General features: G+C 62.5%; 17 protein-coding genes. 8 read left to right on the top strand and 9 right to left on the bottom strand.

Going from position 1 to position 17,327, the window contains the following annotated elements; genetic code table 11:
• Positions 1 to 277: 277 nt before the first annotated feature.
• Positions 278 to 1,318, bottom strand: a complete 1,041-nt coding sequence (locus tag KUW18_RS18750; RefSeq protein WP_206944258.1) for a TRAP transporter substrate-binding protein — start codon at positions 1,316 to 1,318, stop codon at positions 278 to 280.
• A gap of 7 nt (positions 1,319 to 1,325) precedes the next feature.
• Positions 1,326 to 2,126: a FadR/GntR family transcriptional regulator gene (locus tag KUW18_RS18745; protein WP_206944260.1), complete on the bottom strand. Its 801-nt coding sequence runs from the start codon at positions 2,124 to 2,126 to the stop codon at positions 1,326 to 1,328.
• Positions 2,127 to 2,644: 518 nt separating this feature from the next.
• On the opposite strand from KUW18_RS18745, the gene KUW18_RS18740 reads away from it, so the two are divergent.
• Positions 2,645 to 3,646: an NADP-dependent oxidoreductase gene (locus KUW18_RS18740; protein ID WP_222562094.1), complete on the top strand. Its 1,002-nt coding sequence runs from the start codon at positions 2,645 to 2,647 to the stop codon at positions 3,644 to 3,646.
• 83 nt (positions 3,647 to 3,729) lie between these two features.
• Here KUW18_RS18740 and KUW18_RS18735 read toward each other — a convergent pair whose 3' ends face one another.
• Positions 3,730 to 4,653, bottom strand: coding sequence for a DMT family transporter (locus tag KUW18_RS18735; protein ID WP_222562093.1), 924 nt, complete (start codon positions 4,651 to 4,653; stop codon positions 3,730 to 3,732).
• A gap of 166 nt (positions 4,654 to 4,819) precedes the next feature.
• Here KUW18_RS18735 and KUW18_RS18730 point away from each other — a divergent pair, with 166 nt between their 5' ends.
• The 3 genes from KUW18_RS18730 to KUW18_RS18720 all read left to right on the top strand — a co-directional run bounded on the left by KUW18_RS18730 (position 4,820) and on the right by KUW18_RS18720 (position 7,132).
• On the top strand, positions 4,820 to 5,305 hold the full coding sequence (locus KUW18_RS18730; protein ID WP_224852161.1) for an Lrp/AsnC family transcriptional regulator: 486 nt from the start codon (positions 4,820 to 4,822) through the stop codon (positions 5,303 to 5,305).
• Between the two features lie 257 nt (positions 5,306 to 5,562).
• Positions 5,563 to 6,234 (top strand): DsbA family protein, encoded by a 672-nt coding sequence (locus KUW18_RS18725; protein WP_222562092.1) that lies wholly within the window; start codon positions 5,563 to 5,565, stop codon positions 6,232 to 6,234.
• Entirely contained in the window at positions 6,227 to 7,132 is a 906-nt protein-coding gene (locus KUW18_RS18720) for a complex I NDUFA9 subunit family protein (RefSeq protein ID WP_222562091.1), read from the top strand. Before KUW18_RS18725 ends, KUW18_RS18720 begins: the two co-directional genes overlap by 8 nt.
• A gap of 205 nt (positions 7,133 to 7,337) precedes the next feature.
• Here KUW18_RS18720 and gloA read toward each other — a convergent pair whose 3' ends face one another.
• Positions 7,338 to 7,880 carry a lactoylglutathione lyase gene (gene gloA, locus KUW18_RS18715; protein WP_222562090.1) on the bottom strand — a complete coding sequence of 181 codons (543 nt, stop codon included), beginning with the start codon at positions 7,878 to 7,880 and terminating at the stop codon, positions 7,338 to 7,340.
• 369 nt (positions 7,881 to 8,249) lie between these two features.
• Here gloA and KUW18_RS18710 point away from each other — a divergent pair, with 369 nt between their 5' ends.
• Together KUW18_RS18710 and KUW18_RS18705 are read left to right on the top strand one after the other, a co-directional pair.
• Positions 8,250 to 9,734, top strand: coding sequence for an alanine/glycine:cation symporter family protein (locus tag KUW18_RS18710; protein WP_222562089.1), 1,485 nt, complete (start codon positions 8,250 to 8,252; stop codon positions 9,732 to 9,734).
• A gap of 363 nt (positions 9,735 to 10,097) precedes the next feature.
• The gene (locus tag KUW18_RS18705) at positions 10,098 to 11,036 is read left to right on the top strand and encodes a pirin family protein (protein ID WP_222562088.1); all 939 of its coding nucleotides are present in this window, start codon (positions 10,098 to 10,100) and stop codon (positions 11,034 to 11,036) included.
• Positions 11,037 to 11,425: 389 nt separating this feature from the next.
• Here the strand turns inward: KUW18_RS18705 and KUW18_RS18700 are convergent, their stop codons facing one another.
• The gene (locus KUW18_RS18700; protein ID WP_261396794.1) at positions 11,426 to 11,743 is read right to left on the bottom strand and encodes a hypothetical protein; all 318 of its coding nucleotides are present in this window, start codon (positions 11,741 to 11,743) and stop codon (positions 11,426 to 11,428) included.
• A 135-nt stretch (positions 11,744 to 11,878) separates the two neighbouring features.
• Between KUW18_RS18700 and KUW18_RS18695 the strand changes: the two genes are divergently transcribed.
• Positions 11,879 to 12,451, top strand: a complete 573-nt coding sequence (locus tag KUW18_RS18695) for an NADPH-dependent FMN reductase (RefSeq protein WP_224852163.1) — start codon at positions 11,879 to 11,881, stop codon at positions 12,449 to 12,451.
• Positions 12,452 to 12,512: 61 nt separating this feature from the next.
• Here the strand turns inward: KUW18_RS18695 and KUW18_RS18690 are convergent, their stop codons facing one another.
• Positions 12,513 to 12,902, bottom strand: a complete 390-nt coding sequence (locus KUW18_RS18690) for an MAPEG family protein (RefSeq protein WP_222239329.1) — start codon at positions 12,900 to 12,902, stop codon at positions 12,513 to 12,515.
• Between the two features lie 124 nt (positions 12,903 to 13,026).
• Here KUW18_RS18690 and KUW18_RS18685 point away from each other — a divergent pair, with 124 nt between their 5' ends.
• The gene (locus KUW18_RS18685) at positions 13,027 to 13,635 is read left to right on the top strand and encodes a cytochrome b (protein ID WP_222562087.1); all 609 of its coding nucleotides are present in this window, start codon (positions 13,027 to 13,029) and stop codon (positions 13,633 to 13,635) included.
• 100 nt (positions 13,636 to 13,735) lie between these two features.
• On the opposite strand, the gene KUW18_RS18680 is transcribed toward KUW18_RS18685, so the two are convergent.
• The 3 genes from KUW18_RS18680 to KUW18_RS18670 all read right to left on the bottom strand — a co-directional run bounded on the left by KUW18_RS18680 (position 13,736) and on the right by KUW18_RS18670 (position 17,326).
• Entirely contained in the window at positions 13,736 to 15,223 is a 1,488-nt protein-coding gene (locus tag KUW18_RS18680) for a sodium:solute symporter (RefSeq protein WP_222562086.1), read from the bottom strand.
• Positions 15,224 to 15,404: 181 nt separating this feature from the next.
• A complete protein-coding gene (locus KUW18_RS18675; RefSeq protein ID WP_206944283.1) occupies positions 15,405 to 15,797 on the bottom strand; it encodes a RidA family protein in 393 nt (130 codons plus the stop codon).
• A 68-nt stretch (positions 15,798 to 15,865) separates the two neighbouring features.
• Positions 15,866 to 17,326 carry an N-acyl-D-amino-acid deacylase family protein gene (locus KUW18_RS18670; RefSeq protein WP_222562085.1) on the bottom strand — a complete coding sequence of 487 codons (1,461 nt, stop codon included), beginning with the start codon at positions 17,324 to 17,326 and terminating at the stop codon, positions 15,866 to 15,868.
• Position 17,327: the final 1 nt, after the last annotated feature.

The raw sequence follows: 17,327 nt of genomic DNA, 5'->3' as shown, positions 1-17,327 counted from the left end.
CCTTGACCACGCCCTGGTCAAAGCGGCTGCGCACCACGTCGGGTGCGCGTTCGGGCGCCTTGTCGGCGTCCTGTCCCGGCAGGTCTGTCATGGGACTTCCTCGACGGCTTGAGGATCGCGACAGGGCACGATCCGGAAATGAGGGGGCGGTGCCGTGGCACCGCCCTGAACGTTCAGGCACTGGCAGGTAACGCGGTACACCCTTATGCGATATGCCGTGTCGCTGCACACCAGGCGACAGTCAGCACGGCTGACGCGTTACCCTGAGACCTTGGGCTTACAGCAGGTTGTGGTTTTCCAGGTAGGCCACCACGGACTCGTAGAATTCCTGGGTAATCTCGTTCTTCTCGGCCCAGTTCTCCCACTCCTGCTTGGCGATGTTACGGAACGCTACGCGCTCTTCCGCCGGCAGGTCGATGATCTCGATATCCGGGTTCTGGCGCGCTTCGCGCACGGCTTCGAGGTCACGCGTCTTGAGCTCGGCGACCATCTCATACGCCAGGGCATCAACGGACGTCTCGAGGATGGTCTTGAGGTCGTCCGGCAGGCTGTCCCAGACATCCTTGTTCAGTGAGACCGCGACCATCGGCAGGGAGTGGAAGCCCGGATACAGCGGGTAAGGAGCAAACTCGTGCAGACCCTGTGCCTGGTTGGTGGCAAACACGGTGTAGTCAGCAGCGTCGATCACACCCTTCTCGAGACCGGTATAGACCTCAGAGCCCGGCAGATTGACCGGTGTGGCACCAGCGGCTTCAAAGATGTTGTACACCATGCCTTCCGGAGCGCGCAGCTTGAGGCCCTGCATGTCCTCGATGGAGCGCACCGGCTTGGTCGAAGGCAGCGACTCCAGCCCGGTGGCAGCAGCGCCGATCAGGTGCAGACCATAGGGTTCGACCAGCTTGTTGTAGAGCTCCTCGCCACCGGCATTGTTCATGTAGTCGAGGAAGTCATAGGGGTCGCTCCAGGCGCCCACCAGGTTGCCGATCATGCCGAAGGCCGGGTTCTGACCCGTGAAGTAGCTGGGATCGGTCAGGTGTCCCTGAAGGATGCCGGACTGCACCGCCTGCAGGGTCTGGTTGGCCTGAACCACGGCATTGACCGGCAGAATTTCGATGGCGATGCGGCCATTGGACATCGTCGAAACGTTGTCGGCCCAGGCCTTCTTCATCTCGAACTGAGGCTCGCCGGCCGTTTCGGAGGTCTGGAAGGTCCACTCATACTCGGCAGCCTGAGCAGAAGCGGCCATGGATGCCAGAATCGCTGCACTCAACAGCTTGAGCTTGGCGCTAGGGGTCTTGAGCTTGGTGCTTGCCATCATGGGAATCTCATCCTTCTTGTCGGCATGTTGCAGATAGTTCGGGAGCGTCAAAGGTTGTCTCGAGCGTCGATGAGGCCTTGGTGACCTCTTCCAGTCCAAGGTCCTGCCCAGTGCGCTCCAGTACCGCGAGCGCCGCACGGGCCGCTTCGCGGGGCTGTCTCAGCCGAATCGCCTCCATCACCTTGCGATGACGATCCATGCTGTCATTGAGCCTGTCCGCGCTGTGGTTGGATCGCTCCACCAGCAGCGCAATGGCAGGCTTGAGAACGTGGCTGATCTGCGCCCACACCAAGTTATGCGATGCGGTGAAGATGGCCTCGTGAAACGCCACGTCGTACTCGTCGTGGGTCTTGCCCTGAAAGCGTAGATCATCGCTGGCCAGCGCTTCGATCATGCCTTGATAGGCGGTTTCGATGGCCAGCAGGTCGGCGGCGGTGGCGTGCTCGGCGGCCAGTCGGGCGACGAAAGGCTCGACGGCTACGCGAAAGGCAAACACCTCGCGCTGGATCACCGGATTAGGATGGGCGAAACGCGCCAGCCAGCCGCTGACCCTGGGATCGAGCAGGTGCCAGCCTCCAAGGGGCTGCACCCGCGACCCTTGACCAGAAATTCGAGTGATCATGCCCGCGGCGACCAGTACCTGCAGGGCACTTCTCACCGTCGAACGACTCACCGCGAAACGCTCGCACAGGTCCACTTCTCTGGGCAGGAACTCGCCCGGCATGTACTCACCGGCAAAGATCGCCTCGGCCAGGGCATCTGCGATGTCCGGGCGCGCGCGACGCAAGGGAGTTGAGGCTGCTGCCATGAGGGTCATCCGAACAAGGGAATGCAGAGTCAGACCTGCTATTCCATGTGTCTGACGCTTGGTGGAGTTATGTCGGACATAGCTTCGCTAAAAATGCACATCGATGCCTTTAGACTTTAGTTCGATAACGATCGCTTTTTAGCGCGCCCGCCCCTGCTCAAGTAGCGCGCTCGCCCCTGCTCAAGTAGCGCGCTCGCCCCTGCTCAAGGAACCTCTTCCGTTCAGCACAGTCGCACAGAGTAGACCTCCATGGCCTGAGGCTTTTTCCTACCTTCTAAGCAGCTCTTTACGACTTTGACCGACTGGTCTATTATTGACGCACAAGCAAGGCGCTGAGTCCATTGGCCACGCCGCGTCCTCAGCAAAGGCGCGTCCTCAGCGGTGTCTGAGGTGTCGTCCGATCCACTGGGCAATGCCCCCTGGCTACAGGACGCAACGTCCCGGCAGGCAGGGCCAACAGCGACACCTTATCTAGCGAACGAGACAGGACGCGATTACCCATAGCAAAGGAGGCATCGATGCAATCCAACTACTACAGCATTAGCGAATACCCTACTGGCACTCCCAACCCGGACGTCTTTGTTCTGAATCAGCAGGAACTGCCGGCGCTGCAGGATGGCGAGGTACGCATTCGCAATCATTGGCTGTCAGTTGACCCCTACATGCGAGGCCGCATGAGCGGCGTCAAGACGTACATCGATCCCTTCGCCCTCAATGCCCCCCTCGAGGGCGCCGCGGTAGGTGAAATCATCGAATCCCGCGATGACCGCTTCAAGGTGGGTGATCGGGTCACCCACATGGGCGGCTGGCGTGATGTAGCACAGCTATCAGCGGACACCGTCACCGCCCTTCCCGATCTTGACGTCCCCGAGCAAGCCTACCTTGGCGTTCTCGGCATGCCTGGCATGACCGCCTGGACAGGCCTCAATGCGATTGCGCATATGCAGGAAGGCGACAACGTCCTGGTTAGCGCAGCCAGCGGCGCCGTGGGCTCGCTGGCGGTACAACTGGCCAAGGCCAAGGGCGGCACCGTTGTCGGACTTGCCGGCAGCCAGAAGAAACGCGATTGGCTCGAGTCCCAGGGCATTGTCGCGGTTGACTACCGCGACAAGGACGCTGCCACACTCAGCGATGACCTGGCCAAGGCCTGCCCAGGCGGTTTCGATGTGTACTACGAGAACGTCGGCGGCGTCTGCCTTGAGGCAGCCCTTAACAATCTCAACGTCGGCGCACGCATTGCCGTCTGCGGCATGATCTCTCGCTACAATGATGAAGGGCCGGCTCCTGGCCCCGCCAACCTGGCCATGATCCTGATTCGTCGCGCCAGCATGCAGGGCTTTATCGTGTTCGAGCACTGGGACAATTATCCGGCCTTTCTCGCCGAGGTGGGTCCCCAGGTCGCCGCTGGCGATATCCACTATCAGGAAACCGTGCGTGAAGGGCTGGAAGCGACCCCGGAGGCCTTCCTCGATCTGTTCAAGGGCGCCAACAGCGGCAAGATGCTGGTGCGCTTGAGCTAAGGAAGCGCTGAAGTCAATTGACGCAGACACCGCCTACGGGCGGTGTCTCTGGTTCAGCGCTGACGCCAATGACACGCCTGCCATCAACGGCCACGGCTGGCGATCATCACGCCGAACACCACCATCAACATCCCCACCGCGGTGATCCCACCGATCGTCTCGTCCAGCGCCCACCAGGCCAGCGCCGTGGCAACCACCGGGGTCAGCGACCCTAGTGCCGAGGTCGCCTCAGCGCCCAGCCGTCGAATCGCGATGCCCATCAGCAGGCCAGATCCCAGCCCCACTAGGATGCCCTGGACCACCAACTGCCCCAGCCACTCCTGGGCTGACACCAGGTGTAGCGTCAAGCCCCCCACCCCGCTCACCTCGAGCGCGACCACCGTCAGCGCAATGATCGATCCACTGGGCACCGTGACCACCGCCGTAGCCTCGAGCGCCGACAGGCCGCTCTGACGCACGCTGAGGGTGAACACCGCCCACATCACGCTGGACAGCAAGAACATGCCCTGCCCCAGCAGCAGGGACTGCGAGCCCTGGCCCGAGGACGCCAGCAGACAGGCAATACCCATTGCGATGGCGACCAACCCGGCGGCACGCCCCCGCGACAACGGCTGGGCGAAGACCCACACCGCCAGGGTACTGACGAACAGCGGCGCCGCCCCGGGTATCAGGGTACTGCCGTGGGCCACCGGCGCCAGTCCCATCCCCACCGCCCCCAACAGAAAGAAGGGAATGCCGGCGCCTGCCATCATGCCGACCAGCCACACCGGGTTGACCGCCAACAGACGCTGTCGCCGACGCAGCGCCAACGGCAGCAGCACAAGGCCAGGCACGGCGTAGCGAAACAGCGTCAGGTCGAGGGTTCCCAGTGGTGACAGTGCCCCTTGGCGCAGCGACAGGAAGTAACAGGACCAGATCAGCACCGCGCCCAGCGCAGCGGCGACTCCCGACAGGGCGCGCCGGGGAGAGGCGACAAGCGGCGCCACCTGGGTCAGAGAAGACGACATGACAGGACTCCGAGAGGGTTGTGTGTGGGGTAGCGGTACAAGCACCCTGCTAAGGCCAGTCTGCCGGCAATGCTCGGGGGAATGCAGGCAAAGACACTCGCCGCTGGACCCACATTGGCAGTACGTGCCAATATTTCGGTATTCATGGCAAGTTTGAGCCAATTCCTTGAAAAAACTGGACCGTATCGATCGCCATCTACTCGCTCTGCTGCAGCAGGATGCGCGACTCACCAGCCACGAGCTGGCCGAGCGAGTGGGTCTGTCCCCATCCCCCTGCGCCAGGCGCATCCGCCGGCTGGAGCAACAGCGGCTGATCCAGCGCTACCGCGCCGAGCTGGACCGCGAACGCCTGGGGCTGGGGCTGACGGTGTTCGTCCACGTCAAGCTCAGCCGCCATCAAGATGCCCTGGTGGAAGCCTTCGAAGCCGCCGTGGCAGAGATGCCCGAAGTCATCGAGTGCCACACCGTGTCCGGTGCCTTCGACTATCTGCTGCAGATTGTCAGCGCCGACCTGAAAGGTTACGAACGCTGGGTGCGACAGCTGCAGACCCTGCCCATGGTCAATACCGTGGATTCGAGCTTTGCCATCCGGGCCGTCAAGCGCGCCGGCGCCCTGGATCTTCGCGACGCTCGCCCGTCCGACGACGCCTAGCGCCTGACTCCAGGGGCTTTGCTCAAGGGCTTTGCTCAAGGGCTTTGCATCAGAGGCTTTGTACTGGCGACTCTCGAGCTGGGTCCGGGCCACGGCCGCATCCGCCCGGCATCGCCTCGCACGGGAGCAGGGCCTGGGCACCTTCGTCAGCATCGAGCCTGCCTGTCGCCGGCGCTTCACTTCGACGTCATCAGTCGTCAAGCTAGAGGCGACTCCGTCGCCATCCGGTCCCACGTATTGCCACTCAGGAGAGTTGAATGCCGACATCGCCCACTCCCCCACGCCTGACGCTCGAGGTCTTCAGCGACCTGCGCTGCCCATTTTGCTATCTGGAGCTGCCGGAGCTTGAGGCCTTGGAGCAACGGTTCGGCGATGACATCCACATCCACTGGCGTCCATTCGAACTGAGGCCAGAGCCTGAGCCGGCCTTGGATCCCCATGGCGACTACTTGAACGAACTGTGGCGTGACGCTGTGCTGCCCATGGCGCGCGAACGTGGACTCAGCATGCGCCAGCCGGATATCCAGCCTCGCTCACGCCTTGCGCTCGAGACACTGGCCTGGGCTGAACGACACGCCTCGGCACAGCAGGTAGCCTCGTTAAGGAAGGCCTTGTTCAGTGGCTTTTTCGAACGCAGCCTGGATCTCTCCGACCCTGCCGCACTGGCAGACCTCGTTCGTCTCCAGGGACTCGATGGCGACGCGCTGGTGGCAAGCCTTGCCAATGAAGAAGATCGTCAGGCCGTCCGCGAGTCTCGTGAGGAGGGACAAGCACTGGGGATCGCCGGCGTGCCTGCCCTGCGCTTCCTGATCGACGGCGAGCATGCCGGCATTCTGTCAGGGGCTCAGCCAAGGCGGCAGCTGTTTCTGGCGGTGGAGCGGCTGCGTGACGCACTCCTGCGCAACGACAGTGGCGCTGGCCATGAGTGATAGAACACGCCCCGTTGTCGTCCTCGGAGGAACAGGGTTTGTCGGGGCTGCCGCTGTGCGTGAACTCTATTTCAGTGGACACGCGGTGAGGGTGGTGGCGAGGCGTCCCCGGCTACCTGACATGGTCGAACCCGGCGACCCGGTGGAAGCCATGGCGGCAGACCTGCAAGACCCCGACAGTCTGGCGCCGGTACTGGAGGGCGCCAGCGCGGTGATCAATGGTGTCAGCCTCTACCAGGAACGTCGCCGCGGGGACTTCGAGAAGGTCCACGTAGAGGGCGCCGCAGCGCTGGCCAGAGCGGCCAGGGCCGCCGGCGTCGACCGCTACCTGTTGATTTCCGGTATCGGAGCGCGGCCAGACTCACCCTCGCCTTATGTACGCGCCCGGGCCCTGGGCGAGCAGGCGGTGATGGAAGAGGTCCCACGGGCTGTCATCGTCAGGCCCAGTGTGCTGTATGGCCCACAGGCCGGTCTGACGGCCACACTGGCACGCCTGGTTCGACTGCCGGTCGTCCCGCTCTTCGGCACCGGAGAGGTGCGCCTGCAGCCCCTTCACGTGGGCGATCTCGGCAGTGCGCTGGGACGCCTGGCCACCCGTCCAGATCTGCCGCGTGCGCTGTATGAGCTGGGCGGACCTGACGCCGTGCGCTATCGCGACCTCGTCACGCTAATCGCCCGCTATCTGGATAGGGACCCCACCCTGCTGACGACGCCGATGTGGCTATGGCATGCCCTGGCCACGACCATGAAGGCCCTGCCGTCTGCCCCGCTCACCCGTGACATGCTGTGGCTGATCCAGCAGGACAACTTGGTGTCACGCGGTGTAGGTACCTTCGACGACCTGGGCCTTCATCCGCGCAGCCTGCGTGACAGCCTGGTGCACTGCCTGCCGCGCTAGATAAGCGTCAATACGTCGGCTGGCTCGTCCCGATAGAGAAGTGCTGACTACATCAGTCGAGTGGCATGAGGCACCAGGCGCCCGCAGCGCGGAACCCGGAGCCTATGCGGTATCGCTGAGAGTTCGAGCAGCGCGTCACGCAATGAATCGGCCGCGCAGGCCTTTATGCAGTGTTTCCTTAGCCCGTGATACGGGCCAAGCGCCTTCAGCCTTTGCCCACCTGTGACATCAGGTCTGGCTGGACCACCTCGATCCAGTAACCGTCCGGATCCTTGACGAAGACCACGTCCTTCATCTTGCCCTGTTCGGGGCGCTTGATGAATTCGACGTCATTTTCATCAAACCAGGCCACCGCGGCGTGCAGATCCGGCACTGCAAAACAGATGTGACCAAACCCCTGCGGTTCGGCGTTGCCATCGTGGTAGATACGTCCTTCCTGCTCCTCAGTGCCCCAGTTGTGCGTGAACTCCAGCAACCCGCGCTGCTGGAAGGTCCAGGTAGTGCGAGCCGCCACATCTTCAGGCACCTCATCCTGGGCATCCAGGTTAGCGAGGAAATACAGCGAGAACTGCATCTCCTCGAAATCCAGGCGCCTCAGCACGCTCATGCCAAACACGCGGGAATAAAAGGCGAGCGATACTTGCGGGTCCTTGACCCTCAACATGCTGTGGTTCAGACGAAACCCACGGGTAGCCGCCGGTGCCGCTTCAACGCCCGGATGCTGTTCGCCTTGGGGGGTATCCTTCATGGGTATCTCCTTCAGTGAGCTCGAGGAATGCATCAACAGTTTCGACGTATTCACCATCGATGCGTTCAGATGTTGGCGCCACGCCAACGATGACCCATCAACAGGCCTGACTAAGGGTAATCATCTTTAGCGCACGACATCCTCCAGCGTGCGCGGTGCGCAGCACTTGTGTCTCTGAGCATGCGCTCGACAGGCCAGCGACCTGTCTACTAACGCGCCAAGTGCTGCATCAGGCGCAAAAATACTACCAAAGTCTAATAACATATCCACAAATCAACGCGATAACTCAATCTTTTCGCCACACGCCTTGTCATCCCTACCATTTCGTGAAAAATGGCCACCGAATTCCTACCAATGGAACGCTTTGACATGGACTCCATCGCCACCTGGTTCAACAGCGTCGTTTCCGCTGGAAACGGCCTGATCTGGGGCAAGCTGCTGGTCTACCTTCTGATCGGCGCTGGCCTCTATTTCACCGTGATGACCCGCGGTATTCAATTTCGCTTCTTCGGCCATATGTTCTCCCTGCTCAAGGGATCACGTGACGGCGGCGAAGGCATTTCCTCGTTTCAGGCGCTGTCGACCAGCCTTGCCGCCCGTGTGGGCACCGGCAACCTGGCGGGTGTCGCCGTGGCCATCTACCTGGGCGGCCCCGGCGCCATCTTCTGGATGTGGATGACCGCTCTGGTGGGCATGGCTACCAGCTTTGTCGAGTCTGCCCTGGCTCAGGCCTATAAGGTCGACCACGGCGACAAGACCTTCCGTGGCGGCCCTGCCCGGTACATCGAGCGAGGCCTCGGCCAACGCTGGATGGCGGTTGCCTTCTCCATCTGTCTGATCATCGCCTTTGGTCTCGCCTTCAACAGTGTCCAGGCCAACTCTATTGCCCAAGCCATGGAGCAGGCCTTCTCGATTCCGACCTGGGTGGTGGGCGTTGCCCTGCTGGTGGCGGTAGCGCCGATCATCTTCGGTGGCCTGCGCTCCATCGCCAAGGTGGCAGAGCTGATCGTGCCGATCATGGCGGTGCTGTACCTGATTCTGGCACTGGTGGTCGTGGCGTTGAACATCGAGGAGCTGCCAGGCGCCATCGCCCTGATCTTCAATAGCGCCTTTGGTCTTGAAGAAGCCGCCGGCGGTGCCGTGGGCTACGCCGTGGCCCAGGCCATGATGCAAGGCATCAAGCGCGGCCTGTTCTCCAACGAGGCCGGTATGGGCTCCGCCCCCAACGTGGCAGCGACCGCCAGCACTCGACCCAACCATCCAGCGGCTCAGGGCTTTATCCAGATGCTGGGGGTATTCTTCGACACGCTGGTAATCTGCACCGCGACAGCGGCAGTGATCATTCTGGCAGAGCCGGCCCTGCAAAGTGGCGATGCCCCCAACGGCATCCAGTTGACCCAGACGGCGCTGACCGAGCACGTAGGTAGCTGGGGCGGCATGTTCGTGGCGATCGCCATTCTCCTGTTCGCCTTCACGTCACTGATCGCCAACTACTCCTACGGCGAGTCCAACATTGAATACCTGGCCGGCAAGCGCCGTTCTGCCGGCGCGGTATTCATCTATCGGCTGGCAGTGCTGGCCATGATCATGATTGGCTCGGTGGCGCAGCTGAAGACCATCTGGGGCTTTGCCGACCTGTCCATGGGCATGATGGCACTGATCAACCTGATCGCGATCCTGCTGCTGTCGCCCCTGGCCTTCGCGCTGTTCCGTGACTACGAGCGACAGCTCAAGGCGGGCAAGGAGCCCACCTTCGACCCCGACCAGTTCCCGAAGCTCAAGGGCAAGGTCGACCGCAGCGCCTGGCCTGGAACATCCGGCCAGACCGAAGGCACCACCAGGACCGACGCTTGATCCTGATGAATGCCCCCGCTTGACCCTCAACGCCACGGTTCGCCGTGGCGTTGTCGTTTCAGTCCCTGAGGGCGTACCAGCCCCTGCGCGAATGGTCGTACTGACTCTAGCCGCACGCTTTACCCATCAGCGCCTGCTGGCCATCGCTGTGGCTGCGCCAGAGGGGCACCGTGTTCCTGCAGGCCCAGCTCATGCAGATCAAAGCCTCTCTAAGGAGAGTAAATGGCTTGTCGCTACCGAATGGGCACACTAGGCTTTTGATAGCGTCTATCCCAGCACCACCGGCTCCACTAACCTGCCAGTCGGCCTCGCCGGTCCGCCCTCACCAGAGGTCTGTCACCCCACTTGCCCCGGGAGCCGCCCATGAGCCTGCACGAAACACCCCGCCGCCCTTCGTCCTCACGGGATTGTCCGGTCATCGAGGGACGTTATCAGATTCAGCGTATTGGCTCGCGAGAGGCCGCTGTCGGAGGGCTGCCAATCCATCGCGTGCTGCCTACTCGACACCGCCGAACCATCGGCGCCTGGTGTTTTCTCGATCACGCGGGCCCCAGTATCCTGCGCGAGGGTGAGGGCATGCGGGTCGGCCCCCATCCCCATACCAGCTTGCAGACCTTCACCTGGATGCTGTCAGGTGAAGTGCATCATCGCGACAGTCTAGGCAGTGATCAGGTCATCCGGCCTGGCGAGGTCAATCTGATGACCGCGGGCCATGGCATCAGCCATACCGAAGAGAGCCTCGAGGACAGTGACGAGCTGCATGCCGCCCAACTGTGGATCGCGTTGCCTATTGAACACGCTGACACGGCGCCTCGCTTCGACCACTACGCCGACCTGCCCCGCTGGTCCCAGGAGGATGTTCACTTCACTCTTCTGGTTGGCCACTACGGTGGGCATGACGCACCCACCCTGAGCTTCTCTCCGCTGGTGGGCGTTGATCTTCAGACCGAGCGCTCCGCCCAGCTGACGCTGCCGCTTCAGGCAGCATTCGAATACGGGGTGCTGGTGCTGGAGGGTGACCTGACCCTGGACGGAGAATCCTTCAAGGTAGATGAGCTGGCCTACCTGGGGCGCGGCCGCAACGCTGTCGACGTCACCCTGTCGCCTGGCAGCCGTATGCTGTTGATTGGCGGCGAGCCGCTCGAGGATGAGATTGTCATGTGGTGGAACTTTGTCGGGCACTCGCGCAAAGCGATTATCGAGGCCCAGCGGGACTGGGAAGCCGAAAGTCCCCGCTTTGGCACCATACCGCAGTGGCAGGGACCGCGCCTGGAAGCCCCGCCCTTGCCCTGGACCAGCTGAGACCCAGAACCAGCTGAGGGAAGGAGCGAGACCCAGAGGAACCATCATGTGGTCCTTTTATCACTGGGCACTCGCGCAAAGCGATTATCGAGGCCCAGCGGGACTGGGAGGCCGAAAGTCCCCGCTTTGGCACCATACCGCAGTGGCACGGACAGCGCCTGGAAGCCCCGCCATTGCCATGGACCAGCTGAGACCCAGAGCCAGCTGAGGGAAGGAGCGAGGACCCAGAGGAACCATCATGTGGTCCTTTTATCACTGCGCACTCGCGCAAAGCGATTATCGAGGCCCAGCGGGACTGGGAGGCTGAAAGTCCCCGCTTTGGCACCATACCGCAGTGGCAGGGACAGCGCCTGGAAGCCCCGCCATTGCCATGGAAGCGATCTGCTGTGTCAGGGGGTGCGACTCGCCCACCAGTCGGCGTAGCTGCTGTTGTGCGGCGCCTTGCCGGATTCATCCTCGGCTCCATCGTCCCACCACACGGGGCCGCGCTCGCCGAGTGCCTCCTTGGCGGCCTGAACCTGTGCCCGGGCAGCCTTCAAGGCAGCCTCGTCCTCACTCTGCCTGGCATCCTTCACCGCTCGACGAGCTGCCATCAACGCCTTGACGTGGCGCTGTCGAAACGCCTCATCAAGGCTTGGATCGGTGCAGCGCCACAACCGATTCTTGGCGACAAAGTAACGACCATCCGGGGTCTTGGGATACTTCATGGGCAGCCTCCGTGTGCCTTCAACGTAGTGTACATTGCATGATGACGGAGCAGCGGGTTCGCGTCTGTGCTTGCACCCCATCTCAACGCCCTGACGACTGCCCTAGCGCATCAACCTGACATGGAGGAACACGTCATGAGCCACCAACGTCCACGTATCCTGGTCTTCGCGGGCAGCGCTCGCAAGAACTCCTATAACAAGCGTCTGGCAAAACTGATGGCACAGCGTATCGATGCCTGTGGGGGCGACGCCACCTTTGTTGACCTGGCAGATTTTCCCATGCCGCTCTACGACGGTGATCTGGAGGAGCAAGAGGGACTGCCAGAGCACGCCAGCCGCCTGAAGCGCATGTTCATGGACCACCAGGGCCTTGCCATCGCCTCTCCTGAATACAATGGCTTCATCACGCCTCTGTTGAAGAACACCATCGATTGGGTGTCTCGGCCTGATGGAGACCTGGGCGCGCTCGAACCCTATCAGCACAAGGTGGCCGCCATCGTGGGCGCCTCACCCGGCGGGCTCGGCGGACTGCGTGCCCTGCCTCTACTGCGCCAGCTGCTGAGCAACATCGGCGTGACCGTCCTGCCCGACCAGCTCGCCGTCGGCGGTGCCGGTGAGGCCTTCCATGAAGACGGTAGTCTGGCAGACGAAGGCAAGGCCAAGGCCCTGGACGGTATCTGTCAGCGACTGGTGGATAGTTTGACATAGCGCCAGTGAGGGCCGTCTGACCACCGACGGCGACCCAGGCAAGAGGCACGTATCGGGGCGCCTACCACAGCGCCCCGATCATGATGACAAGGCATGCCAGCATACCCATGGCAAACACACCAGAGCGGATCCATTGCCAGTCGAGGGCATAGGCGATGGGATGCAGCAGGCGCGAGGCAAGAAAGACTAGCGCAGGCGTGTCGAGGCTGTTCAGATCGGCGCCAGCGCCCATGGCGACCACGGCCGTGCTCAGATAGACGATCAATGCCTCCCAGGCATTGGACTGGGCCGCATGCAGGCGCGCGCCAATCCCTTCCATGGCGGCCTGCTGGGCGCGCGGATGGCGGTTATCGAGATGGCCGAACTGGCGCACGCGCCAGGCGGCACCGATCCAGGCCAGCAGGATCGGCAGCAGGGAAGCGATAAACAGGGTGACGAGAAAGATCGACATGGCAGGCTCCGAGGGCGAATCTTCCTCAGCATGGCACAGGCAATGGCTGACAGGCGAAGGGACAGGCGTCAGCATGGCGGTACTTGCCTGATGCCTGGCTTACCGAGCCCAAGAGGTTTCCTCCATGCCCGCAAGCCGAGACCGCGACGTCCCCCACGTACCCGATGTCCACCCTGCCCGCCACGCCCTGACCAGTCGTGCCCTGCACGCCTTGCTGGCACTGACCATCGGCCTTCTTTACCTGAGCGCCTACGGGCGCAAGTGGGCGACCACCCAACTGGAAGCCGCCAACTGGTATCTGCTGGTGGCCCACATCAACCTGGGACTGTTAAGCGTAGCGCTGTCGCTGGGCCTGCTGATGACGCACCTATGGCTGCCTCGACCTGCCCCCCAGGGCCTGCCCCGGTTGACTCGCCTCGCTCACCGAGGCCTGCTCGCGTTACGGCTGGCGCTGCCAGTCGCGGCCTATGTCGGCACCGGCTTCGACCTCAAGGTGCTGGGCCAGTGGACACTGCCTTCGTTTCAACGCCTGCCAGTGGCTGACTGGCTGTCGGATGCACTGGCCCAACCGCTGATAAGCCTGATGGATCCTTTCGCTCGTTTTCACAAGGATTGGGGCGCCGATATGCTGCTGCCGGTGCTGCTGGGCGGCCATATCGCGGGCGCCCTTTTCCATCACTGGGTACTCAAGGATGATGTCCTCAGGAACATGTGGACGCTCAAGTCACCCTAGGGTTATCGGGGCGGGGCCCTGTGCAAGATGGTCGATGAATAAAACCCCGCGTCACATGCATGACGCGGGGCCCTGGAATCCTCATGAGTGCCTTACTCGATCAGGCCTTGGCCCCCTTGCGCAGTGGCACCTCGGGTACGGCTTCCATACGCTCACGTTCCTGGGTGATCAGCTCCAGCGCCTGATCCTCGGTCAGCTCGGATGCTGGGGTGAACAGACTCACCACGATACCCACCAGGATTGCCATTCCCACTGCCGGGATACTCGGATTGCCCCAGTACAGGTTCCAGCCACTATGGCTGATCACCACCAGTGACGTTATCGAGGCAGTTGCCAGGGAAGCGATCGCCCCCTGCCAGGTATAGCGAGACCAGAAACGTCCCAGAATCCCGCAGACGAACATGCCCGCCAGTACCGTGGCCACCATCTTGGTGATGTAGGCGATCACGTTATCGGAGGTCAGGGCGAAGGCCAGCGCCAGGCTGATCGTGAACACCAGACCGACACGGGACAGCCAGACCACGCTGTTGGCCGAAGGAGCACGACCCTTGACCAGCACGTAGAGGTCACGAATCAAGGTGGTGACCCCGGCGATGGCATCGCTGCTGGCGCTGGACATGGTGGCCGAGAGGCCCGCGACGAGCAGCAGCAGGCCCAGCCACAGCGGCAGCACTTCGGTGGCCAGGTAAGGGAACGCAAAGTTGCTGTTTTCAAGGCCAGGGTTCAGCGCATAGGTCGACATGCCGATGATCGCCGGGACGATGGAAAACAACATGTACAGGCAGCCGGTGACCAGGAAGGAGCGACGCACTGAACCCACGGAAGCACCGGAGTAGATCCGCTGACGGAAGGACGGAGTCGACAGCACCCCTACCGCGATGACCGCCACCAGTGACAGCGCCGGTACCAGGCCAACCTTTTCGATCGCCAGGAAGCTGGTGGCAGCGGCATCCATCGAGGCGGTCATCTCGGCGAAGCCTCCTACCTCTACCACGGCCACCGCCGCCATCAGGAAGAAGCCGACGAACAGCACGATCGCCTGGACGGTGTCGGTCCACACCACCGCCATATAGCCACCGATGACACAGTAGACGCCAAACCCCAGGGCCACGATGAGCTTGGCCTGCCACACCGGGATGTCAGCCATCCAGGCAAGATACAGACCGCCGCCAAGGATATGGGCACCCAGCCAACCGATACAGGCGATGTAGATGAACAGGGCCACCACATTGCGCACCAGACGGTTGGCGCCCACATAGAACGACAGCTCTTCACTCATGGTCATGAAGCGGTAGCGCCGCACCCCGGAGAAACACAGCGCCAACAGCAGCACGCCGATGGAGCCGCCGAGGCCATACAGCGCCCCGCCCCATCCGTTGGCGTAGCCAAAGCCTACGGCTCCCATGCTGGAGCCGGTACCCACCATGGTGGCGACGGTGGTGCCGATGGTCAGAAACAGCGGGACACTGCGCCCGCCAAGAAGAAAATCATCGCCGGAACCGCGATCATTGCGCGACATCCACCAGCCAAAGCCAATCATCAGGACGATGTAGATACAAAAGGTAGCAAGGAAAAGATGACTGTTCATACAGACCTCTTATACTTGTCGTCTCGGTCGTTGCCGCGATCGAGACAGTGAACGTAAGCGTTTGCTGAGCCTGGCGTCGGGTCCTTGCCGGGACCCGGCGCCCTCCTTCACTGCGATGCGGGCATCCTGCCCAGGACGAGTTGCCGCTCGCCCCTGGTTATCCCCTGATCCCCTTCCTTATTCAGGCCCGGTCAGCGCGATAGCACGTCAGATCGACCTCGACCTTGCAGTCCACCACCAGGTCCTGAACGCTGCAGATACGTGCCGGCGGGTGATCCTTGAAGTACTCCGCAAAGACCTTGTTGAACGACTGGAAGTAGCGGGCATCGGTCAGCACCGCGGTCACGTGCACCACGTGTTCGATGTCGTACCCAGCCTCACGGGCGATGGTCAGCGCATTCTCGAAGGCCAGTCGGCTCTGCTCGATGATGCCGCCTTCCACCACTTCACCGTCGGTCATGGGTGTCTGGCCAGACACCTTGAGCCAGCCCCCCGCCTCGACGGCCCGGGAGAACGGCAGTTTCTGTCCACCGGTGCCTACGCCTCCCTCGGCGCCATAACGCTTGATGCTCATCTTTCACTCTCCTGTCAGGTACAGATGCAAACTCTTGATATGTTGAGCGTTCCTTGGCGAAGCGCTCGCTACAGTGGCGTCGCCTCCAGGCGCACGCTTCGACGCAACATGCGTCCGTTACGTTCGTTCGAGGCCCTGCCCTCGGTATAGGCCGTGTGGCCATTGACCCACACCCGCAGAATGCCTTGTGCGGGCGTCTTGGGTTGGTCATAGGTGGCGCTGTCGTCCAATCGTTCCAGGTCCAGCAACACCAGGTCAGCGAACGCTCCCTGGCGAATCACTCCGCGATCTTCAAGGCCAAAGGTGGCAGCGGAGAGCCCGGTCATCTTGCGCACCGCCTCGGCGGGCGCCATCAACGCCAGGTCCCGGCTGTAATGGGCGAGGACTCGGGGAAAGGCGCCCCACAGACGCGGGTGGGGATGAGGATCATTGGGCAGGCCATCCGAGCCGACCATGGTCAGCGGGTGCGCCAGTACCTGGCGCATATCCTCTTCACACATGTTGTGGTAGACCGCTCCCGCCGGCTGCAGCCGCTTGGCCGCCTCCAGCAGTGACACCTCCCAGTCGGCGGCAATCGCCGCGAGTGGCCGGCGCGCCTGCTCGGGATGCGGTTTCGACCAGGTGATAGTGATCTCGATTTCATCCGTGACCTGGCCCAGGTCCAGCGTCGACGAACCCGCGGTATAGGGGTAGCAATCGCAGTGCACCCGCTGCTGGGTGGCCGCATCGGTCAGCTGCGACAGCGCCCTTGGTGCCTGCCCCCAGTTACCGGCGCCGGCACACTTCAAGTGAGAGATCACCAAGGGTGCGCTGGCGTCACGAGCGGTGGCGAAGGCTTCGTCCATGGCCTCGGCCTGGCCGGCGAACTCGTCACGCAGATGGGTGGTATAGATGCCCCCTGCAGCGCTGACCGCACGCACCAATGCCGCCACTTCGGCACTCGGCGCCTGGCGGGCGTTGCGATAGGCAAGCCCGGTGCTCATCCCGATCGCTCCTTCGGCAAGGGCTTGCTCGAGGGATGCGCGCATGGCAGCAATCTCTTCCTTGCTGGCGGGTCGCTCAAGGTCCTGCATGACTTGAGAGCGCAGGCTGGTGTGCCCCACCAGCGCGGCGACATTGATGGCCGGTGCCGCCTGTTCGACGGCCTGGGCATAGGCGGCAAAGGTGGGATAGACGAAGTCGTCGGCCTCACCCAGCAGGTTCATGGGGTCCGGCACGTCGCTACCTGCCAGCTGGACCGGAGAGGCACTGATGCCACAATTGCCCACCACCACGGTGGTCACCCCCTGACTTAGCTTGGGCAGCATGTCAGGGGTGCGCACCACATTGGTGTCATCGTGGGTGTGAACGTCGATAAACCCAGGCGTGAGGGTCAGACCTTGCGCCTCGATGACGTCGAGAGCCTCGTGTCCCGCCAACTGCCCCAGCGCCACGATGCGATCGCCCTTGATGGCCACATCGGCGATGAACGGGTCGGCGCCAGTGCCATCCAGCAGGGTGGCGCCACGGATCAAGAGGTCATGCTGCATA

Source organism: Halomonas sp. DP5Y7-2 (assembly GCF_019802025.1).
GTDB classification, from domain to species: domain Bacteria; phylum Pseudomonadota; class Gammaproteobacteria; order Pseudomonadales; family Halomonadaceae; genus Halomonas; species Halomonas litopenaei_A.
The sequence above is the reverse complement of the archived record's forward strand: the minus strand, read 5'-3'. Positions and strand labels throughout refer to the sequence as shown.

Coding starts and splice junctions, on each gene's coding strand:
- KUW18_RS18670 (WP_222562085.1), bottom strand. CDS start 17,326: ATGCAGCATGACCTCTTGATCCGTGGCGCCACCCTGCTGGATGGCACT.
- KUW18_RS18705 (WP_222562088.1), top strand. CDS start 10,098: ATGAGCCTGCACGAAACACCCCGCCGCCCTTCGTCCTCACGGGATTGT.
- KUW18_RS18735 (WP_222562093.1), bottom strand. CDS start 4,653: ATGTCGTCTTCTCTGACCCAGGTGGCGCCGCTTGTCGCCTCTCCCCGG.
- KUW18_RS18745 (WP_206944260.1), bottom strand. CDS start 2,126: ATGGCAGCAGCCTCAACTCCCTTGCGTCGCGCGCGCCCGGACATCGCA.
- KUW18_RS18685 (WP_222562087.1), top strand. CDS start 13,027: ATGCCCGCAAGCCGAGACCGCGACGTCCCCCACGTACCCGATGTCCAC.
- KUW18_RS18695 (WP_224852163.1), top strand. CDS start 11,879: ATGAGCCACCAACGTCCACGTATCCTGGTCTTCGCGGGCAGCGCTCGC.
- KUW18_RS18700 (WP_261396794.1), bottom strand. CDS start 11,743: ATGAAGTATCCCAAGACCCCGGATGGTCGTTACTTTGTCGCCAAGAAT.
- gloA (WP_222562090.1), bottom strand. CDS start 7,880: ATGAAGGATACCCCCCAAGGCGAACAGCATCCGGGCGTTGAAGCGGCA.
- KUW18_RS18690 (WP_222239329.1), bottom strand. CDS start 12,902: ATGTCGATCTTTCTCGTCACCCTGTTTATCGCTTCCCTGCTGCCGATC.
- KUW18_RS18675 (WP_206944283.1), bottom strand. CDS start 15,797: ATGAGCATCAAGCGTTATGGCGCCGAGGGAGGCGTAGGCACCGGTGGA.
- KUW18_RS18740 (WP_222562094.1), top strand. CDS start 2,645: ATGCAATCCAACTACTACAGCATTAGCGAATACCCTACTGGCACTCCC.
- KUW18_RS18710 (WP_222562089.1), top strand. CDS start 8,250: ATGGACTCCATCGCCACCTGGTTCAACAGCGTCGTTTCCGCTGGAAAC.
- KUW18_RS18750 (WP_206944258.1), bottom strand. CDS start 1,318: ATGATGGCAAGCACCAAGCTCAAGACCCCTAGCGCCAAGCTCAAGCTG.
- KUW18_RS18680 (WP_222562086.1), bottom strand. CDS start 15,223: ATGAACAGTCATCTTTTCCTTGCTACCTTTTGTATCTACATCGTCCTG.
- KUW18_RS18725 (WP_222562092.1), top strand. CDS start 5,563: ATGCCGACATCGCCCACTCCCCCACGCCTGACGCTCGAGGTCTTCAGC.
- KUW18_RS18720 (WP_222562091.1), top strand. CDS start 6,227: ATGAGTGATAGAACACGCCCCGTTGTCGTCCTCGGAGGAACAGGGTTT.